The sequence below is a fragment of the Dyadobacter arcticus genome (genome assembly GCF_011762185.1).
Taxonomy (GTDB): Bacteria; Bacteroidota; Bacteroidia; order Cytophagales; family Spirosomataceae; genus Dyadobacter; species Dyadobacter arcticus.
Genome location: NZ_JAASQJ010000006.1, coordinates 58,119 through 76,118 on the forward strand (window position 1 = coordinate 58,119; position 18,000 = coordinate 76,118).

At 44.0% G+C, this 18,000-nt stretch carries 8 protein-coding genes; 2 read left to right on the plus strand and 6 right to left on the minus strand.

Going from position 1 to position 18,000, the window contains the following annotated elements:
- Positions 1–18: 18 nt before the first annotated feature.
- The 4 genes from FHS68_RS23925 to FHS68_RS23940 form a co-directional block, all read right to left on the minus strand.
- Positions 19–3,321, minus strand: coding sequence for a VCBS repeat-containing protein (locus FHS68_RS23925; RefSeq protein ID WP_445438748.1), 3,303 nt, complete (start codon positions 3,319–3,321; stop codon positions 19–21).
- 35 nt (positions 3,322–3,356) lie between these two features.
- Entirely contained in the window at positions 3,357–3,950 is a 594-nt protein-coding gene (locus FHS68_RS23930) for a hypothetical protein (protein ID WP_167276036.1), read from the minus strand.
- Positions 3,951–4,018: 68 nt separating this feature from the next.
- Positions 4,019–5,509: a RagB/SusD family nutrient uptake outer membrane protein gene (locus FHS68_RS23935; RefSeq protein ID WP_167276039.1), complete on the minus strand. Its 1,491-nt coding sequence runs from the start codon at positions 5,507–5,509 to the stop codon at positions 4,019–4,021.
- A 21-nt stretch (positions 5,510–5,530) separates the two neighbouring features.
- Entirely contained in the window at positions 5,531–8,593 is a 3,063-nt protein-coding gene (locus tag FHS68_RS23940) for a SusC/RagA family TonB-linked outer membrane protein (protein WP_229212047.1), read from the minus strand.
- A gap of 419 nt (positions 8,594–9,012) precedes the next feature.
- On the opposite strand from FHS68_RS23940, the gene FHS68_RS23945 reads away from it, so the two are divergent.
- Both FHS68_RS23945 and FHS68_RS23950 read left to right on the plus strand, forming a co-directional pair.
- Positions 9,013–11,994, plus strand: a complete 2,982-nt coding sequence (locus FHS68_RS23945) for an FAD-binding and (Fe-S)-binding domain-containing protein (RefSeq protein ID WP_167276041.1) — start codon at positions 9,013–9,015, stop codon at positions 11,992–11,994.
- Positions 11,995–12,086: 92 nt separating this feature from the next.
- On the plus strand, positions 12,087–13,208 hold the full coding sequence (locus tag FHS68_RS23950) for an ATP-binding protein (protein WP_167276045.1): 1,122 nt from the start codon (positions 12,087–12,089) through the stop codon (positions 13,206–13,208).
- A 12-nt stretch (positions 13,209–13,220) separates the two neighbouring features.
- On the opposite strand, the gene FHS68_RS23955 is transcribed toward FHS68_RS23950, so the two are convergent.
- Both FHS68_RS23955 and FHS68_RS23960 read right to left on the minus strand, forming a co-directional pair.
- On the minus strand, positions 13,221–15,968 hold the full coding sequence (locus FHS68_RS23955) for a DUF5686 and carboxypeptidase regulatory-like domain-containing protein (RefSeq protein ID WP_167276048.1): 2,748 nt from the start codon (positions 15,966–15,968) through the stop codon (positions 13,221–13,223).
- A 94-nt stretch (positions 15,969–16,062) separates the two neighbouring features.
- Positions 16,063–17,988 (minus strand): AAA domain-containing protein, encoded by a 1,926-nt coding sequence (locus FHS68_RS23960; protein WP_167276050.1) that lies wholly within the window; start codon positions 17,986–17,988, stop codon positions 16,063–16,065.
- Between the last annotated feature and the right edge of the window lie 12 nt (positions 17,989–18,000).

The following is an 18,000-nucleotide window of genomic DNA, read 5'->3' on the forward strand; positions in this document are numbered from 1 at the left end:
GAGCAAGATAATCGCAGTTTATTGCTTGTTGACTTTGAACAACACAGGTGCCGCATTGTTGACCAGATTGATCAGGTACGGTGCTCCTTGAATGGTGATCGGGCTGATCTGCTTTACTTCCCCATCAATCGCAAAGCCGCTTTGTTTACTCAACAGCACATCAAACTGCATATTACCTTTGTTAATGAGCACATTACCGCGGCAGGCATCCAAACTTCCAAGCTGCGGAATGAAATGGGTGAAATTTCCTCCTACAATCAAATCCGGCTTGCCGTCGTGGTTAACATCCTCGCTTTCGATGGCGTTCAGACACGATATCTGCACCATTTCGGGCAAAGGTGTCAACTTGAAATGCCCTTTTCCATCATTGACAGCAATGGCCGATTTCATATAATTGACCGTTTTCCGGACCGATGATTGCAACATATCTTCAGGAAACAAGTCTTGGACCGACTTGGTCGCATATTCAGAATGTTTAATGCCTTCTTTCTTCAAAAACGGAAACTGCGTTGTTAATTCGCGTTTGAGCAAAATCGGCATATCTTTCTCGTCAACTGTTTTGGACATTACCTTCTCAATCGTTCCGTTTTTATTGAAATCGTTGATCCAGATTTTTAGCGGAGACTCGGCATTTGCTTTCAACTGAAAATTTTCGCCCAGGTTTCCTAAAACAATATCCTGATCGCCGTCTCCGTCCAGATCTGTGACTTTCAGACAGCCCCAAAAACCGGCAAATGATTCAAGCCCTGAGTTAGTTTTGACAAATTTGCCTCTGTTGTATTTAAAAATAACCGGCGCCATCCAGTCACCCGCAACAATCAATTCTTTGGATTTATCACCATCCAAATCTGCCCAGTAGGCGTCCCTTACCATGCCCAATCCCGTAAATTCAGGCGCAATAATTTTTCCAATTTCTTTAAAAATCCCTTTCCCGTCATTCTGGTACAAATAGCTTCTCGGGCTGGAACCATACTCGCGCGGAACGCTGCGGCTACCCACAAATAAGTCGATATCGCCGTCCTGATCGTAATCGTTTGGCGCGATCACTGACGTATTCATCGCATTGGGCGGCAATGCGCGGGTATTGATCGTAAAATTCCCTTTTCCGTCGTTCAAATAAAGTCGGGTCGGCAGGTCGGGACTGCTTTTGAGCGTTTCGTTTCCGCCGCTTCCTACCACCAGGTCCAGGTCACCGTCCCCGTCTGCATCAAAAAAGGTAGCAGCGGTATCCTCAATATCGGCGAGATCAGAGAAAATCTTCTGAGGAAATTTTACAAAGCCGTTGCCTTTTTGCAGATAAAGCTGACTTCCCTGACCTTTCGCACCGCAAATAAAGATGTCCTCTTTTCCATCCCCATTCACATCACCGATAGCAGCTTTGGGCCCTTCCTCGGACAACATCATCGGAATATTCCGCTCATTGTAAAAATCCTCGTACTTGTTTTCCTTATGTGGCTCGAAACCCGTTTTAGCAACATTACTTAATAGCGAACCGCTTTTTGGTGTAGGTACCATAATTTCCCGATCAGTGTTTTTGATGGAAAAATTCAGCGTGGTATCCGCCTTCACCTTCACCACATTTGTCATTTTCCGGTTGGGCCAAATAATATGGATAGAATCAATGACATTGATCTTGCCTAAACCGATCGTGACCGGATATTCCGTGCTGGATTGGAAGCCCCGGGCCGGGTTAACCTGCTTGCTTAAAATTTCATTGCCTGCGTAGATCTCAATCTTGGATCCGATTGCATAGGTATTCATTCCCTCGCCGCTCAATTTGAGCTTGATGTAATGATTTTTCTCTTTCTGACCTTCTGATTTATTCCGATAAACGAAACAAGGCTGATTAACATTATTTACAACCAAATCCAGATCGCCATCATTATCGAGATCGGCATAAGCTGCGCCGTTGGAAAATGATTTGGTACCAAAACCAAACTCTTCGCCCCGCTCTTTGAACTGCAGGTTACCCTCATTATGGAAGAAATTATTGGCGATGGGCGTCGAAGGCATTTTATCAATAATGTTCTGCATATTTTGCTTTTCCCCCGACATCACCATTTTCTGGGTTACCTCATTGGCAAAAAAGTCGATAAAATCCTGATCCAGGATGTCGTGGTAAATGCCGTTACTGACATATACATCGGTTTTGGAATCATTATCTGCATCAAAAAGCAATGCGCCCCAACTCCAATCGCTGGCCGCGATCCCCGAATAATTGGCGATCTCGCTGAATGTCCCATCCTGGTTATTCAATTGCAAACTGTTCTGCATGTATTGATTGTAAAAACCCTTTTCCTTTTTCAGATTAAATAGGTAGTGATTTTCAAATGAAGTGGTGGTTTTGTAGCGGTATTCATCGCGGGGAAGCATATCTGTAACAAATAGCTCGGGATAACCGTCATTGTTAATATCCGCCATATCCGCGCCCATGGAAGCCAGACTGGTGTGTTTTACGCGTTTTTCTAGCTCTTCCGAAAAAGTCCCATCTTTTTGGTTGATATATAAATAGTCTTTTTCGTAAAAGTCATTGCAAATGTAAATGTCCGGGTACTGATCGCCGTTAATATCGCCGACCGTAATGCCCAGACCGAAACCGATCAGGCTCCCATAAATACCTGCTTCCTCGCTCACATCCACGAATTTGCCATTGTCGTTCCGCAGCAACTTGGCACCACCGCCTTTCAAAAAATCCTTTACAGGCCAGTCCTTTGCCCGCAGATTACGGTCGTTGGCGTAGTTAAGTGTATTTACAGGAATAAAACTATTGTTGAGAATGTAGGCATCCAGATCCCCGTCCAGATCGTAATCCAGAAAAGCTGCATGTGTAGTGTAACCCGTTTCGTCCAGACCGTATTTCTTGGCGGATTCGGTGAATGTAAGATCTCCGTTATTGATATATAGCGAATTACCTTGCTTATTGACAAACTTTTGATACCCGGCATTGCAAACATAAAGATCCAGCAGGTTATCACCATTCACATCCACCATTACTACACCTGTGCTCCATTTCGTGGGCTCACCCACGCCGGCTTTCGCAGTAATATCTTCAAACTTCCAATTGCCTTTATTGAGATACAATTTATTCTCACCCATGTTGGCCGTAAAGTAAATGTCAGGCAAGCCATCATTATTGATATCGCCGATCGCGACTCCGCCGCCATTGTAGAAATTCCGGTAGTTGAAAATATTGATGTCTTCCCGATCCTCAATTTTATTCACAAAATCGATTCCGGTTTCGGATCCTTCCATTTCTTCAAACAGACCTGCTGGTTTATCTGTTTTCTGGCAGGAAAAGAAAAATAAGAGAAGGGTACTCATCATGCCCACAAAAGTGGGATTGAAATTTTTGATTGTCATTTTTTCGTCGAGGAGCTGAAAGCTTCCTTTTCAGTGATATTTGCCAAACTGAAGGCAGGTTTTTTATAAATAATTAATCCGTCCAAAGGCAGATATTTGTCGGGTTGTTGAAAGTCACTGTACCTGCCTACTTTGCCAGTCAGTTTAAATACAATTTGATCCTTTGAGTATTCGAGAGCTTCAATATTTCCGTCCGCCATCATATAACCTTCGCCAATCATTTTCTGAACATCTACAATCTTGCCCATTTTCACATTTGTACTCACCAGATTGTTTGCATTGATATTGTCCTCGATAGGGTTGCCAGCATACCACTTTGCCTTGCCCAGGTTCAGGATCGTTTTTCCCTCAAACTGATCCATCAATGTCATGTTGAGGGCCTGGTCCGATAGCAGTAATTGTCCTGTAAAAACGCTTTCCGGGGCATAAAATTCTTTCCCGTCAATCTTTATCAGGATCTTGGCCTGGTTATCTTTCAGTGATTGAAGAATCTGCTCGGTTTGCGCGTCAGTTGTCTTCTTCTTTTGGCAGGAGCTTATGGTGAAAGCCATTACTCCAATTGCCAGCAATGTTGTTACTAAATGCTTCATCTAATGGGTAAAAAAACAAAAATGCTCGAAGGCATCGAGCATTTTTGTCAATAAAAAAGTTTTTAAAATCAATATCCTGGATTCTGAACAAGGTTTGCGTTAGAAACCAATGCGGCAGACGGAATCGGGTAAAGCACTGTGTAAGGTTCTTTTACGGAAGCACCTACGCCAGTCGTAAATTTACCAAAGCGGATTTCGGCGGTTCTTTTTCCACCTTCCCAGTACAATTCCCTTCCTATTTCAGCAAACAAAGTTTCGTCTGTCAACGATGCCAGTGCAGTTGCTCCACGTGCCGTCCTTAACGCGTTAACATGCGTTACTGCGCCTGCTGCATTGCCGCTTCTAAGCAACGCTTCCGTCTTTATAAGATAGGCCTCAGCATAACGCATTAAAATATATTTCCCGGAATTGGCTGGGTGATATTTAATAACCCGGATACCCTTATCTGTCGCCGCACCTGCCAAAGGCACGTCCCTTGTAAATTGCAATGGTCTCTGAGTTCTTGTATCTACAATCTGAGCGCCTTTATCATCAAACTGCTGGCCGATAAGAAAACCTGTGCCGATACCTGAATAAGCTTTACCGTCTTTTTTAGCGGGAGCTCCGATACGGGTATCTTTTGGTTCAAACGTGTCATAAAAATCCGCCAGAGTAGAAAAACCATTCCATCCGGAAGGGTTCTGGTTGTAGTGAAGTGTCATAAACCAGCGGTTTTGAGCAGTTCCTTCCAAAACGACGAAGATAGGTTCTGTCTTAGCAGAGGCGGAGAATGCGGTGAAATAATCTTTTTCAAGAGAATAACCATCTGCAGTGATCGCGTCAACATAGGCAACTACTTTATCCATATCTGCTTTGTCGAAAGTATAAGGACCTTCTGGTGCAGCGCTTTTGTAAACAGCTTTGTTGAGATAAAGTTTAGCCAGTAAAAAATTAGCAGCTGCTTTGGTGGCAGTTCCGTTGGTCACAGATGGGCCCGATTTTGGGAGGCCCGGAAGTGCTTCTTCCAGATCTTTTACTATAAAATCAAATGCTTCGGCTCTGGTCAAAACCTTTGGCAATTCATCCGCTCCCTGGGTTACTTCCCTGAAAGGAACAACGCCCCAATAATCCATTACCCAAAACATGTTGTAAGCACGCAGGAATTGCGCTTCTGCTTTCTGTACTGCCGTCGGGTTCGATGCGATAATCTCGGTTGACCTGTACGCTCTCTGGTTCAACGCATTCCAAGCGCTCAGAATGTATGAGTGAGAAGCATCCCAAGTATGTGCGTCCAATGTACGCCAAACCCCGTTATCTCCCCAGTCAACACCGCGAGTTGGCGGGATCATTTCAGCAGTGGTATGCTCGCCAAGAGCATAAATACCAGCCTGATCGGAATAAGTAGACAAATCCTTATATGCAGAGGCCAAAGCCTCAGTCACAATCACAGGGGCAAAACCACCATCAGCGTCTTTGTTGACGACCGAATCCTTTTCTTCATTGACAAGGTCAGTACAAGCAGACAAAACCGCTATACTCATCCCTGCTACCAAAACTTTATAAATTTTACCAGTTTTCATTTGTGTGAATTTTAAAATGATTTAGAATGAGACATTTACGCCAACAGTCCATGTTCTTGCCCTTGGATATGCTGTATAGTCAATACCAAACGAAGGAATGTCATTCAATGATTTGTTAGTACTTACCTCAGGATCTTGTCCGCTGTACTTTGTGATTGTAAATAGATTTTGTCCGGAAACAAATACACGTGCGTTGGTCAGGACTTTGTTACTCTTCATTGGAACACGATATCCCAGTGAGAAGTTTTGCATCCTGATGAAATCACCTTTTTCCAAAAAGCGGGTAGAAACGTCAGGCGCGTTCAATGCTCCTTCTCCGTTGCCGATCACATCCTTGGTTACGTTACGTCCATTAGAAAACGAACCTTGTGTGAAAAACGCATTGGCTGTATTGGAATAAAGATAATTGCCGAATACGCCGTTAAAGAATACACTCAGGTCGAAATTTCCGTATTTCAAATTGTTGGTTAAACCAGCATTCACTTTTGGAAGCGGGCTCTTTCCGTTCAGGAATTGCTGAAAGTCACCGTTCGGATAAAGGGAGTTACCATTTTCATCAAACCCACCAAATTCACGAAGGAACCATGCAAACAAAGGCTGCCCCTCAGCCAAACGTTGTGCAAACGCACCGGATAAGCCTTGTCCGTTGATCTCACCCGTATCGTAAGTACCGATCAGGTTTTTAACAAGGTTTTTGTTATAAGAAGCATTTACCAACACTTCCCACGAAAATTTCTTACCATCAACAACAACCGCATTCAATGCGAGCTCGATACCCCTGTTCTGGATATCTGTGTCCAGATTCCTGTAAACAAATGGGTTTGGAGCAGGCTGAGCTGCAACTACTTTAAATAAAAGGTCTTTTGTGCTCTTATTATAAACATCGATGCTACCGCCTAATCGGCCTTTCAGGATTGAAAAGTCAAGACCGATATTTAATGCAGCAGTGGACTCCCATTTCAGATCAGGGTTGTTGAAGGCTACTGCGCTCAAACCACCACCTGAAATGTTTGTTCCTGTATCATTGATAGAATAATCCCCGTAACGGTCTCGCCGGTCGTAAACATTGTGCGGGATAGCCTGGTTACCCGTCACACCATAACCTACTCTCAAAGAAAGGTCGGTGAAAACGGTTTTAGGAATAAAATCTTCCTCTACCAATTTCCATTTAAATGCTCCGGACGGGAAGTAACCATATTTGTTGTTACCCCCGAATTTGGAAGAACCATCCACACGTAATGTACCAGTAAACAGGTACTTACTACCAAAACCAAGATTAAGACGTCCGAAATAGGATTGCAACTCGTCTTTTGTATAACTGGAATTCTGAATAATAGAACCCACAGTCGCAACAGATGTCGCATCGTTCGGCGTTACAGTTCCTGCTATACCCAGGTTATTCACCATCAGATCCAAGTTACTTGTCCGAAATCTTGTAGCAGCTACGTTTTTGGTACCGTATTCAAAACTCTGATAAGAATATCCAAGCAATGCATTCAATGTTACACTGCCGATTTCTTTATCATAGGTAAAGTAATTCTCCATCAACTGGTTATCGGTTTCAACATCCCGAACGTAAACACGGCCCAGATCGCGGATACCAGTTACAAAAAGATCTCTTGAATAAGCCTGCTTTCTAGAAGACATCGATTTATCAAAGCCAAGTACGGTCTTGAATTTTAAGCCGCTGATAATTTCCAGTTCTGCATTGATGTTACCCAGGGCACGCAATGTGTTGTTTTTATCTTTCGACAAATTAACAAATGCTGCCGGGTTCGGCTCGGAGTTGGTTACCTGATTGTAAACGCCAGGAGCTGAAAAAACGGATCTTGTAGGGTTGGCTTTCAGAATACTACCCATCAAATCACCTTCAAAACCAATGTTTTCAGAAATAGGAACACCCGTGTCCTGTGTATTCGCAAAATTCAGGTTACTTCCTATTGTCAGTTTGTCGCCAATGAATTTCTTCTGTCCAGAAAAACCAACGCTGTAACGTTTCACATTGGAAGTCTGCACGATACCATCCTGGTTAAGATAGCCAAGAGAGAAACGATAATTTCCCGAAGCATCGCCGCCGCCATAGGAAAGATTATGTTGTTGCGTTTGCGCAGTCCGGAAAAGTTCGTCCTGCCAATCCGTAACAGCTCCCTGGTCCTGGCCGCCTGCCGCACGGTACTCTGCTGCATCCAGAAGGTCATATTTCTTGGTAACGTTGCTGATACCCAGAGAATACCCATAATCGAGCGTTCCTTTTCCTCTTCCTCTTTTCGTTGTGATCAAAACCACACCATTTGCACCCCTTGAACCATAAATCGCAGTTGCCGAAGCATCCTTCAGGATGTCCATGCTCTGGATATCGTCCGGGTTCAGAAAGTTCAGTGGGTTTTTAGCAGGCTGACGACCAACTCCTTGGTTATCACCACCGCTGGATGTATTATCGCCACTTAATGGCACACCGTCAATTACAAATAAAGGGTTGTTTCCACCCAAAACTGACGACGTTCCCCGGATACGTACGTTAATACCGCCCCCAGGCTCTCCGCTTTGCTGCGTGATCTGAACACCCGCAACGCGTCCTTGCATCAATTGTTCAGGAGAAGTAACGATGCCTTTTTGGAAGTCTTTGGAGCCAAGCGCTGAAACTGCACCCGTTGCATCCTTCTTTTTTACTGTTCCATACCCCACAACCACTACTTCCTCCAAAGCTTTCACATCTTCGGAAAGCGAAACATCCACAACTGACTTGTTTCCAACTGTCACATCTTTGGTGATGTACCCGATCGCGCTGTATGTCAAAGTTGTGTTTGCCGGAACGCTGATCTGGTAATTTCCATCCACATCCGTGTTCGTTCCTCTTGTACTTCCCTTTACCGTTACGGTAACTCCGGGAATACCTCCCGCCTTCGAATCAGTAACTTTCCCACCCACATTCACGTCCTGTGCAAGTACAGATGTAAACTGAATAAGCGCTAATAAAATCGTAAAAAGCCCTGATTTTCTGATTGATAATTTTCTCTTGGCCGCCCGTGCCGGTGCATCCGGAAAATCATGTTGACGAAGTACTTTACTGGATAAATTCATCATAGGTTAGATATTTGATATGTCAATTTCGCCATTTATTGTATCATTTTAACATTGTCATCGACTCGCTAAGAAAATGCGCCTGATTAAGCTAAACGGCTGTTTTCCTGAACTTAACGATGATATTGTTTAAATAATACATTAAAGCTTATGCAAAATAATATAAAATAACCCTATAATGCAATAAGCGGTGACTAAAATTGATACATTAAAATCATTTTAATTTCATATCCCAGCTTATATCTGGCTAGAGTTCAAATTATGTATTTGAGAAGTGCAATCGGTGATTTCTGGCCTCAGCTTAAATAAATTGTTAATTTCTGTCCGTATAAAAATGGCTGGGAGTTATCACAAGAATAGTTGGCAATCCTTTCATGTTGTCTGTAACTTTGGCAACCGAATTTCCTCAGTAAATCATATTTATGACATCACCGCAGCCCGTATTACAACCCGACCTTGGCATTCTTGCCAAAAGCCTGGAAGGTGACTTGTATTTCGACAATACAATGAGAACACTATACGCCACAGACGCATCCGCTTATCGCGAAATGCCGCTGGCCGTAGCCATCCCTAAATCAGAAAAAGACTTAAAAACGCTTATTTCTTTTGCTACCGAAAACAGGATTTCCCTGATTCCAAGGACGGCTGGAACTTCTCTTGCAGGCCAGGTAGTGGGTAACGGTATAGTGGTAGACGTTTCAAAAAACTTTAATAAAATCATTGAGATCAATGAGCAAGAGCGATGGGTGCGGGTGCAGCCTGGTGTCGTGAGAGATGAGCTAAATATGGCAGTGAAGCCTTATGGGCTGTATTTTGGGCCTGAAACTTCCACGGCCAACCGTGCGATGATAGGCGGAATGGTAGGGAATAACTCCTGCGGTTCCAATTCAATCGTATATGGTAGTACGAGGGAGCATACATTGGAGGTTAAGGCAATATTAGCCGATGGCTCCAATGCAGAGTTTAAAAATATAGGTCAAATCCATTTTCAGGCGCTGCTCCAACAAGTCAGAACCCTGAATGGCAGCGCAACATTGTTGGATAAAATTTATCTCAAAACTAATGAGATCCTTTTTTCACCTGAAAACCAGGCTGAAATCCGGAAAAATTTTCCAAAACCATCTGTCGAAAGGCGTAATACAGGGTATGCCCTGGATATGCTGCTGAGTACGGAACCATATCAGGATAAATCTGCTGGAACGGACGCTGCGCCATTCAATATGTGTAGGCTGATCGCCGGCTCGGAGGGTACGCTTTGCTTTTTGACCGAAATAAAACTAAACCTTGTACCACTACCTCCCAAAACGCAGGGACTGGTGTGCGTCCATTGCTACACCATTGACGAGGCATTGCGTGCAACGATTCTTACATTAAAATACCAGCCACAAGCCGTTGAATTGATCGACGATTATGTTTTGGAATGTGCCACAACCAATGCTGAGCAGAAGAAAAATGCATTTTTTGTAAAAAATAAGCCGGATGGAAAATTCCCCGCCATCCTGGTGGTCGACCTTTCTCGTGAAACCAAAGAAGAAGTTGAGTCTTTGGCGTCAGCCTTGGAAACCGAATTAAGAGAGGCGAATATTGGTTTTCATTATCCATTGCTCTTTGGGGACGATACAAAAAAAATCTGGACGTTAAGAAAGGCGGGATTGGGCTTACTTGCTAATATCCCGGGCGATGAAAAAGCGGTCGCTGTCATTGAGGACACCGCGATTGACGTTTACGATCAACCGGAATACATCCGGGATTTCAATGAGATATTAAAAAAACACGGCATGTCCGCTGTGCATTATGCGCATGCGGGCTCAGGAGAGCTCCATTTGCGACCTATCATCAACCTAAAAACCGCCGAAGGCCATCGCCAATTCAGGATGATCGCAGAGGAGATTGCGGACCTGGTGAAAAAGTATGATGGCTCACTTTCGGGTGAACATGGCGATGGGCGTTTACGGGGGGAATTTATTCCAAAAATGGTGGGCGAACATAACTACCAGCTTTTTAAGGAAATCAAAAAAACCTGGGACCCGCATAACATTTTCAATCCGGGTAAGATTGTGGATACGGCCCCAATGGATACGTTTCTACGCTACGAAGCCGATCAGAGAACGCCTGAATTTAAAACCTATTTTCGTTTCCAGGACCAGGACATTTTGCAGCATGCCGAGCAATGCAATGGGTCAGGCGATTGCCGTAAAACGGAGCTGAGCGGCGGTACTATGTGCCCTAGTTTTATGGCTACCCGCAATGAAAAGGACACAACGCGCGCGCGCGCAAACATTCTTCGCGAAATGCTCACACGTTCGCCCAAAGAAAACCGGTTTGACAATCAGGAAATAAAAGAAGTGTATGATCTATGCCTGGCTTGCAAAGGCTGCAAGGGCGAATGTCCGTCCAATGTGGATGTGGCCAAACTGAAAATGGAGTTTCTTCAGCAATACCATGATGTACACGGCGTACCGCTGAGGTCTTGGCTGGTTGGCAATTTTTCAAAAATGACGGGTATTGCAAGTTATGTCCCCTGGGCCTATAACCTGATTTTCAAAAATGCACCTTTACGCAAAATCGCCAATCGTGTAGTCGGTTTCCATCCGGAGCGGACTATGCCATTGTTGCATAATACGACATTGAAGAAATGGTATGATCAGAGAAGGCAGGATGCTGTGAAGTCCGACCGGAAGGTTTACCTTTTCTGTGATGAATTTACCAATTATAATGATGTGGAAATTGGTAAAAAATCCATTTTGGCGCTTGAGAAGCTTGGTTATGAAGTGATTATACCACATCATGCACCGTCTGGACGCCCCCAGCTGTCTAAAGGACTTTTGAAAGACGCGAAAAAGATAGCCGAAGAGAATATCCGGTTGCTCAAAGACATTATTTCACACAATACCCCACTCATTGGGATTGAACCGTCCGCTATCCTGACTTTCAGGGACGAATATCCGGACTTGGTAAGTGTCGATTTGGTGGAAGAAGCAAAAAAGCTAGCGCAAAATTGCCTGCAGTTTGACGAATTCATTGCTCGCGAAATTGAATTAAAGAATGTCTCGAAGAGCCAGTTTACCCAGGAGAAGCGCCTGATTAAATTACATGGACATTGTCAGCAAAAGGCTATTTCGAGTGTTATTCCCACCAAAAAAATGCTCTCCCTTCCCGAGAACTACACAGTTCAACTCATCCCGTCTGGCTGCTGCGGGATGGCCGGGTCTTTTGGTTATGAAAAAGAACATTACGATATCTCCATGCAAATAGGCGAACTGGTATTGTTTCCGGCAGTTCGCCAGCAACCCTTGGAGGTAATCATTGCCGCCCCGGGTACCAGTTGCCGCCACCAGATCCACGACGGAACTGGTAGGAAAGCACTGCATCCAGCAGAGATCTTGTGGGAGGCGTTAATCTGAAACTTACTTTTCGGGAATAGATTCCCAAAAAGTAATGACTTTTTGGGAATCTATTCCCGAAAAGTAATATTTTTGCATCATATGTTTTAGATATGATCGAGCGAAGCCTCCAATTAAATATTGAATCAAGACTGTATGACGGAAAAGCTATCATACTTTTGGGTGCCCGTCAAGTTGGAAAAACTACTTTATTATCGAAGCTTTTTCCAAATCAGCAGGATACGCTATGGCTCAATGGAGATGAACCAGATGTCAGGGCCCTGTTCGAAACAGCTACGTCCTCGCGTTTCCGTCAATTATTTATAGGTAAACGGAATGTTGTGATCGACGAAGCACAACGAATTCCGGATATTGGTTTAAAATTAAAACTGATAACAGACAATCTTAAAGATATTCAGCTTATCGCGACGGGAAGTTCATCGTTTGAACTTGCTAACAAAGTCAATGAACCACTAACTGGTCGGAAATGGGAATATAAAATGTTCCCCCTTTCATTTGGCGAAATGGTTGCTCATCATGGCCTGCTCGAAGAAAAAAGGTTGCTAACCCAAAGACTTGTTTACGGATATTACCCTGACATCATCAATCACCCTGGTGAAGAAAAAGAAACTTTAAAGCAACTCACGGACAGCTATTTATACAAAGACGTATTGATGTGGGAGAATATTCAAAAACCCGAAAAACTATTAAGATTACTTCAGGCCCTGGCTTTTCAGGTGGGTTCACAAGTATCATTCAGCGAATTGGGACAAATTTCTGGACTTGATAACAAAACAGTCGAAAAGTATATCAATTTATTGGAACAGGTATTCGTCATCTTTAGACTAGGGTCTTTCAGTAGAAATTTGAGAAATGAACTCAAAAACAGTCGCAAATTCTACTTTTATGATAATGGGGTTAGGAATGCATTAATAGCCAATTTCTCCCAACCAGAGCTCCGAACTGATATCGGTGCTTTGTGGGAAAACTTCATTGTGTCGGAGCGGATGAAATTTATCAGCTACAATGGAATTTGGGCAAACCATTATTACTGGCGGACAAAACAACAAACTGAAATCGATTATTTAGAAGAGACTGACGGCAAGCTCTACGCTTACGAGTTTAAATGGAGTCCAAAAGCCAGGGCGACATTCTCGAAAGCTTTTTCCAATGCGTACCCTCAAAGTGAATTCAAAGTGATCAACAGCGAAAACTTTGATGAATTCCTTTTATAAAGTTTCTCCCCCCTAATTCCTTCCCAAATTAATATTCATGGTAGTCCCAATCCTGAAAACGGTGTTTTTATACTTAAACCCTTCAAAGCTATTGGCCACTTCGATGCGAAATGGGAAGCGGATGCCTACGTCGAGGCCGTAGCCTAGTTCGGTGTAATTGTCGGAGGCTGGGGTGGCCAGGTAATGCAGGAAGAAGTTTTCCTTGATTCCCATGATCCTGAACCAGGTGATTTGTGTCAGCAGGAATTTGCGGAATTCGCTTAAGACGTGGGCTTCGAAAAATTCTTTCGCAGTGCTGTATTTATAGTAATCCAGCATTCTGAAAGTGCTAACTGGATCGCCAAACTGAAAAAAGAATTGATTGCCTGCAAAATGCTGAAAATCCGGAAAGCGGACATTGGCATCATTCAAAAACTTACCGGCAGCCAGCTTATATCGCAACTTGCTTCTCACACCTGTTTCAAATCCGTGCTGCATGCCGATTTGAACAAAATCATAATCCACATCGCTTCCAAAAGCATCATTGATCCCTTTGCGATAAGTCAACGACAGCTCCGGTGAATCGTCGTCGTAAAAAGTGGTTTTGCCGCTTTTAATTTTGTACTTCTGCCACGGCTTGTACGAAGCGGTTAAGCCTAAGGTAAGAGCCTGGTGCGGCCGCATCTCGAAGGATGCTGTACCCGTTTCATCTGTCAGTTCCGCATTAAATGGGATATTGGAAGTAAATGCGCGACGTTTCCAGTCGATCCAGTTGTAGGGGTTCATATCTTTTACATTTCGCAATGCACGTCTGTCGGCATATTCAATGTTCGCTTTTAGTTCGAAATGTTCGTTTTCACGATCGGTTTTAAAATCCAGCCGAACAAAATCTTTTTCGTATATCTTGATAAAATTCCTTTCCAGGAAAAGCGTCGTAAATGTGTTAAGTAAAGGATGCATGGGGTTTTCACCATTGTACTGCGATATGGCGCTTCCGCCAGAAAAATTGAATTTATTTCTCTTCCAGCCATAATCGATACCCCCTGTCGCAAGTAACTTTTGTCTGGCGAAGGAGTATCGTGTCAGCGCATTGATCGACAAATCCTGCCGTATTTTCGTCTCCCCATTCGCCTTTTTTCCTGCCCCGCTATATTTCAATTTCAGCCCGCCGCCATTCAGTGCAAGACCTTCAACCGTGTTGATCTGCGCGCCGTAAATCGGACTCACGTAATCCAACCGCCACGGACTTTTCTTGCCCAACCTAAAACTATGGCCGGTAAATACATCCCCGAAAAACCCGAAAAAGCTACCCCGACCTTTTTTGTTACTTTTTGTTGTGTCCGATTTGCTTGGCTTTGAATTGCCGTCCTGCGGTTTACTTTTCTCCTGAACTACAATAATGCTATCAAGACGAGTATAACTTTTTAATTCCGCCGTCGTCAGCGGCACAGTGCGGATAGAATCCCAAAATGCCATCGTTCGTTTGCTGGCCATGGTATCCACGGTTGTTGAGTCGTTTCTTGTAAAATTCAGGTCGATGTCTTCACCCTTTTCCTCTTTGGCTTTTAAGTCCTGCTTTTCGTATTCCTTCATCAGTTTTCGAAGGTTTTTAGCAGAAAATTCCTTTTGCTTGCCGACAACTTCTTCCAATTTCTGAGTTTTAATCTCACGCCCTGAAAGCTTCACTTTTTTGGCTTCCTCCTTCTCCTTTTTTCCATCGACGACTACTATGTCCGGCCTGAATGTTGGGTTGATCTTCACATTTGTAAATGATTGGGAGATCACAAAATCACCTTTTCCTTTCAATCCGTAAATACCTCCGGCAACATGAAATTGCTGATTGACAGGCATCCAGGCGCCTTGAACAGGACTGTAAACCTGCTTAATGTCAATGTTAAAACCGGTGTTTACCGTTTGCAGATCGAGACTGTAAATGCTCCATTCGCCTTCAATGATATGAATAGTACCACGATAAACGCCCTCGCCATAGGATCTCGGGGTTACCTTGATTTTATTCACTTCGATACCATTTTCCCGAAAAGCACCCTGGTATTCAAACTTATAGTAGGCAAATGCGCGCGGAGATAAGGGCGATACCGCTTTTACAACTTCAGGCTGATAAAAACTGGCGAGTAGATAAGCATTAGGATTGGCGAAACCTTTATCCTGGCTGTTCCGCGCCGCAATCACACGTTGTTTGTATGAGTTAGGTTGGCGGAAAGTAACTTCTGACACGCTTTCGTTGAGAATAGGTACGCCTTTTTTGAAATTTGTCTCCTTTTCTACCTCTTTTAGTTCTTTTTTATATAAAAACTCCATCGGCAGATCGGTGATCACAATGGAGGATTTTGAGTAGGCTTTTGCAACATAACTATCCACCTGAAGCAAATGATAGCGACTCTTCGCGATCGCCCGCCTCATAATAGTATACGCCGGATCTTCATCCCGGTTGCCAATGCGAACCTCGCCCAGGTTAAGCGCCTGCTCTTCCATGGTAAGGTCAAAAATTTCCATTTTATTTTCAATAGTAAATGCTTTCAACCCGGTTTTAAACCCTAAGTATTGGAAGATAACTTCATGATAACCAGGCTTTAAATCGAGCTGATATTTCCCTTCCTCGTTGGAGATCGTGCTGATCTCCGTGCCTTTTACAATGATAGCTGCAAATGGAAGGGGCTCTCCCTTGGTTGTTTTAATAACTCCCTTGACGCCACTCTGGGAAAATGCATGGCCAATGGTAATCAAAAGAAGAAAGAAACAAAGCAGGTAACGATTGAGCATAGCGGTTACTTTTCCGGTTTGAACATGGCTTTTTCAGGCAAGATGCTTTTAAATATAAAGCGGTTGCATGTAAAACAAAACAGAAAGGCAAAAACTAAATGTCGGCAAATTCCCATGCGCTCTGATAAGCATTCAGATTTTCGGCATAGGTGATGAAATCCGTGTAAAATTTTAATTGGGAGAGGGTAGCGCTGTCTCCGATCACGACCAGCTTTTTCTTCGCGCGGGTCATCGCAACATTCATCCTTCGAATGTCAGACAAAAAGCCGATTTCGCCCTCCGCATTGCTCCTGGTCATACTTATATAAACAACATCCCTTTCCTGGCCCTGAAAACTATCGATGGTATTGACCGAAATTTTGTCCAGAAACGGCTGCAAGGCCGAAGAATTCGAAAGTTGATCTTTGAGAATGCTGATCTGCTGTTTGTATGGGGAAATGATGGCGATTGTTGGGAAGTTGTTCGGGTTGGTTCGAGGGTTTGGGATTGCTTCGATGAGCGATGTAACGAGCTGGGATAAATGTTTGAATAGAAATGCGGCTTCATCTGGGTTTGTTGAGCTGGTGCCTTCGATTTTTTCGTCAAAACCGCAGCCAGCAGTATCAATGAATGTAAGCGGCTGATCTGTCGGAAACAATGTCCGGTTAGCTACCGAAGCGTGTGCTTTTAATTTATTTTGATAAAATTCTTGGGAAGAAAATCCCATAATCGCCTCATTCATACGGTACTGCTCTTCCAAAAGAACGACAGACTCCGGATGCAGCTCCACACATTTTTCCAATAGTGTTTTACTCAAACCATTCCTTGCCGCCTCGCTCGATTTGATCGTCGGTGCGAGTTGAAAATGATCTCCTGCCAGTATTACCTTTTCAGCTTTTAAAATTGTTATCCAGCAAGCCGGTTCCAACGCCTGCCCTGCTTCATCAATGACGACTGTATCGTACTTGAGGTTCCTAACCGTGTAATGATTGGCGCCGACCAACGTAGCGGTCACTACCTGCGCTTTTTCCAATACGTCGTCAATCACATATTGTTCGATTTTCCCCACGTCTTTCATGATCCGGTGGGCTTCATCAAAAAGGGCTTTCCGCTGATCGCGCTCCGATTTTCCAAACTGACGTTTGTACTTATGCGCCAGATTCTTGTATTCACTTGCCTGTTTCTTCAAGGTTTTCACTTCCTTCATTCCCGCGTGCGACGTCATTTTGCTGTCCAGCGTAAGCGACATTAACCGCTCCGAAACACGGATCGGGTTGCCCACACGGATGACATTAAGACCTTCTTCGCTCAATTTTTCGCTTAAAAGATCCACGGCGGTGTTACTGGGCGCAACCACCAGTATTTTCTTGTGATCGCGTTCGATCAATTCCTTTATTGCCTGAACCAAAGTAGTCGTCTTTCCGGTGCCGGGCGGCCCATGGACAATTGCCAGCTCGTTTCCCGAAAGGATTTTGGTGACTGCTTCATTTTGAAAAGCATTCAGTTTTGGATTTTCGACCCTGATTAGGGAAGGGTGAAATGTCGGTGCTTTTTCGCCAATCAGTACTTTCACCAAATGACCTTCTTTTTCGTCCTCGGCCATTGCATCAGCGGCTTTGAGCGCATTTTGCATCTCATCGTAGCTGTTATCATCGAAAAGCAAATCCACTCCCAGCTTTCCGTCTCTTGACCATTCGGGTAGTTCGTCGGCACGTAATGTGATTTTCAGCCGGTTGCCGCTCTGGTGGGAAATGATTCCTTCAACACGGTCCTTTTTCGGATCGTGGTTGCTGAACAAAACGGCAGGCATACCAAAACGCAATTGATGCGGGACATCCAAATGTGTCGTTCTTTCGATTTCAACGGAAACGTAATCGCCTCTTGTCATTTCGTTTCCCCGGATGGCGATAGGGTACCATGCCAGCCCGTTCGCACGACGCTCGGAAACAGAAGACATCTCGGTAAGCCGTAAATAGGATTGCTTGTCCTCTTCCCGCTCAGTTTTTAGTAACTCGGATAGCTTCTTGAAATATGAATTCATTGTTATTTCTTC